The organism is Flavobacterium sp. ALD4 (assembly GCF_002836475.1).
Lineage (GTDB): Bacteria > Bacteroidota > Bacteroidia > Flavobacteriales > Flavobacteriaceae > Flavobacterium.
The window spans coordinates 1-4015 of sequence record NZ_PJBJ01000003.1 but is presented as its reverse complement, the minus strand read 5'-3'; the positions used below and the strand labels follow the sequence as shown (position 1 = coordinate 4015).

4 protein-coding genes are annotated in these 4015 nt (G+C 34.8%); all 4 read left to right on the top strand.

Annotation, left to right across the window (positions count from 1 at the left end; translation table 11 throughout):
• The coding region (locus CXF59_RS00060) for a gliding motility-associated C-terminal domain-containing protein (RefSeq protein ID WP_157824483.1) at nucleotides 1-1895 on the top strand (1895 nt) is incomplete at its 5' end.
• A gap of 59 nt (nucleotides 1896-1954) precedes the next feature.
• A complete protein-coding gene (locus CXF59_RS00055; protein ID WP_101135704.1) occupies nucleotides 1955-2863 on the top strand; it encodes a type IX secretion system membrane protein PorP/SprF in 909 nt (302 codons plus the stop codon).
• Between the two features lie 10 nt (nucleotides 2864-2873).
• Nucleotides 2874-3266, top strand: a complete 393-nt coding sequence (locus tag CXF59_RS00050) for a flagellar motor protein MotB (RefSeq protein ID WP_101135703.1) — start codon at nucleotides 2874-2876, stop codon at nucleotides 3264-3266.
• A 43-nt stretch (nucleotides 3267-3309) separates the two neighbouring features.
• Nucleotides 3310-4002: a hypothetical protein gene (locus CXF59_RS00045; protein WP_232758536.1), complete on the top strand. Its 693-nt coding sequence runs from the start codon at nucleotides 3310-3312 to the stop codon at nucleotides 4000-4002.
• Nucleotides 4003-4015 lie beyond the last annotated feature (13 nt).

The following is a 4015-nucleotide window of genomic DNA, read 5'->3' as shown; positions in this document are numbered from 1 at the left end:
TAATACCAATTTGTTCTTCACCTAATATTGCCATTGTGAAAACCAATGATATTCTAATTGGAGAAGACGGATGTGCGAACCTAGTCGTAGGTAGCATCGTAACCTATACATTCACCGTAACTAATCCGGGTAATGTAAGTTTATATAATGTAACAGTTGCTGACCCTCATGTAGGCTTGTCTGCTATTGCTCTTCTAAGTGGTGGTGATGCCAATACTAACAATATTTTAGAGGTTACTGAAACTTGGACTTATACTGCAACGTACACAGTAACTCAAGCTGATATCGATGAGGGAAAAATAACCAACCAAGCTTCGGTTGATGGCTTTGCTCCGGACGAAACAAAAGTATCTGACTTATCTGGTGATGGAGCAAATACTAATGAAGAAAATGTAATACCAATTTGTTCTTCACCTAATATTGCCATTGTGAAAACCAATGACATTCTAATTGGAGAAGACGGATGTGTTATTCTAGCCTTAGGTGATATCATTACTTATACCTTCACCGTGACTAACCCTGGTAATGTGAGCTTACATAATGTAGCTGTTCAAGATCTTCACCCTGGTTTATCCTCTATTGCTCTTATTAGTGGTGTAGATGCCAACACTAATAACATATTGGAGGTTACTGAAACTTGGATTTATAGAGCGACATACGCAGTAACTCAAGCTGATATAGATGCTGGAAAAATAACCAATCAAGCTTCGGTTGATGGCTTTGCTCCTGACGAAACAAAAGTATCTGACTTATCTGGTAGTTCTGAAACTAACAATGATGCAGATGTACTTATTATATGTACTACACCATCTATTACCATAACTAAAGACGGAATATTCACTGATTCAACATCACCGACAGGCATTACAAATCCGGGAGATACAATCACTTATACTTTTGTTATAGAAAATACTGGTAATGTAACCCTTACTAATGTAACTATTGCTGATCCATTACCTGGAATAGTAATCACTGGAGGACCTTTAACATCAATGGCTGCGGGTGCTTCCAATAGTACTACTTTTATCGGTACCTATACAATCACACAAGCGGATATTAATGCGGGTGTTGTTTACAATCTAGCAACAGTTAGTGGTACTCAGCCTTCGGGAACGGTTGTAACCGCCACTTCGACTGACCCTACGCCATGTGCTATTTGTCCTCCTAAACCAGACTGTACAGGACCTGATTGTGCAAACTACACCGTGACGCCGTTACCAAATTTAAAAGTAACTAAAACGGCCACTGTTACTACTCGTGATATTATTGATGAAGTGTATAGCTTTGTTGGAGATGTGATTAATTACAACATACGAGTTGAAAACACAGGTTACATAACGATTCTTGATATTGTTGTACAAGATCCTTTGACAGGACTTAATAATACGATTGCAACATTGGCTCCCGGAGAATACAAAGATTTTAGTGAAAGTCATACTGTAACTATAGTAGACTTAGAAGTAGATTCCGTACTTAATATTGCCACAGCAGATGGATTCACGCAAACGGGGTCTCCAATCCATGCCGAAGATTCGCTAACGGTTGAAAAAGCTTCGGTATTAGGTTGTGAAAGTATTCTCGTCCATAATGCCTTCTCTCCAAATGGAGATGGAATTAATGAAATGTTTGTCATTGACGGCATTGAGGATACTATATGTTACCCTGAAAATACAGTTGAAATCTATAATCGTTGGGGAGTATTAGTTTTTGAAACTCAAAACTATAATAATCAAACTAATGCTTTTGATGGATACTCAAGAGGTAGAACAACAATTGATAAATCATCTGGCTTACCAACAGGAACCTATTTCTATATTTTGAAATACACTTCCGTTGATCTAAATGGTAACACGCAAGCAAATCAAAAAGACGGGTATTTATACCTTACAAAGTAAATATAACTTAACATAATTCCTGAGGCTTAGCAACCCTCAGGTATAAAAAAGGAAACCAAATGAAGACAAGAATAGTATTATTCGCTTTGCTGTTTACTGGAGTTGTAAGTTATGGCCAACAAGACGCTCAATTTACACAATACATGTATAACACAATAAATATTAATCCAGCTTATGCCGGATCAAGAGGAGCTCTGAGTGTCTTTGCGTTGCATCGGACCCAATGGGTTGGGTTAGACGGTGCGCCAGTTACAAATGCAGTTTCTGTAAATACGCCTTTTAACAACAGCAGGTTAGGACTGGGTGTATCCGTTATTAATGATAGAATAGGTCCAACGCATGAAAATACGATTTCTACTGATTTATCCTACACTATTCCAACCTCTGTTAATGTTAAACTATCTTTTGGTATTAAAGCAACGGCCAACTTATTTGATTTGGATGTTTCCCGGCTGAATCCAGTTGATAGCGATCCTAGTTTACAAAACTTTAACAATAAGTTCTCCCCTAATATTGGGGCTGGGGTTTATTTGCATTCGGATAAAGCTTATGTTGGATTATCAGTACCCAATTTTATAGAAACAAATCGTTATGACGACAACGAAGTTGCTATTTTTAAAGAAAAAATAAATTACTATTTGCTTGCCGGTTATATACTCGATTTAAATAACTCTATAAAATTCAAACCTGCTTTATTAACTAAAATGGTAAAAGGAGCTCCACTCCAAGTAGATGTGTCAGGAAATTTTATGTTTAATGAAAAGTTTGTAGTTGGAATAGCCTATCGATGGAGCGCTGCGGTATCCGCTATGGTTGGTTTTCAAGTATCAGAAGCCCTATATTTAGGTTATGGATATGATTTCGAAACCACTAATTTAGATAACTATAACTCTGGCTCGCATGAAATTTTCTTACGCTACGAATTATTTAGAAACAATAATAAGATGACTACTCAACGATTTTTTTAAAATAATTATTATGAGGAAAAAACTAATTTTTTTCACAACAATAAGCCTTGTTTCATTTAAGATTCATTCACAAAATGAAAAAGTTTACATAACTGACAAAATAAATGCTAAATATGCATACATAAATGCTACACAAACATATGAAAGAGTAGCTGCAAAAGGCTACAAATCTGTAGATCTATTTCAAAAATTAGGAAACTCCTATTATTCAAATTCTAGGTTAGATAAAGCGGCTAAATGGTATGGAGAATTATTTGCCATAACTTCTGATTTAGATAGGGAATATTACTCCCGCTATGCTAAGTGTTTGATGTTTTTAGAAAAAAATGACCAAGCAAATAAAGTCTTACAGAGATTAAAGCAAAAAATCGCATTGGAAGAACTGATAGAATTAAAAAAATAATGATAAAATGAACCCACAAATAATCCGATAAAAATTTATTACCATGAAAGGCTGCCAATTTTATTTAATTTTATTATTTGTTGTTTCCTTTAGCAGTTTTTCCCAAAAATTAAAATTGACTGAAACTACAATAAAAATGGAAGGTGAAAATAGAACAACTGTTAAAAGTTTAAACATAGATGTCAAGCCTGTTAAGCCTGCCAGCTCCTATCATGTCGTAGAAAAGATAAATATGAAGTTTGGTGGTTACACTACCACTTATGAAGTTTCAGACCTAAGCCAGGTTAATACCAATGATTTGGGGCCAAACAATACTAGAGTTGTAACCCCTCACTTTTCAGAAGATAAACATCTCACAGATAACCAAATCGAAAAGCTTACTGATTCAATAAAGCAAGCCTTTCTCCCTATTGATCCAATTGTAAAGAAAGATTTAAAAACAAATACAGACTTCGTTTATGTTAATCCTTTACAAACTTATGAAAGAGTAGCAGAAAAAGGATATAAATCTATAGACATGTTTAAAAAATTAGGAAATGCCTATTTCTTCAATGAAAAACTAAAGGAAGCTTCTAGGTGGTATGGAGAATTATTTGCCATGACAACAGATTTAGAACCAGTCTATTATTATCGTTATGCTCAATCGCTTAGATTCACTATTGAAAAAGAAAAAGGTGATGAAATGATGGCTATATTCGATGAAATGTTAGAAAATAATACAGATAAAAAAAATTAAAATTACAACTAAC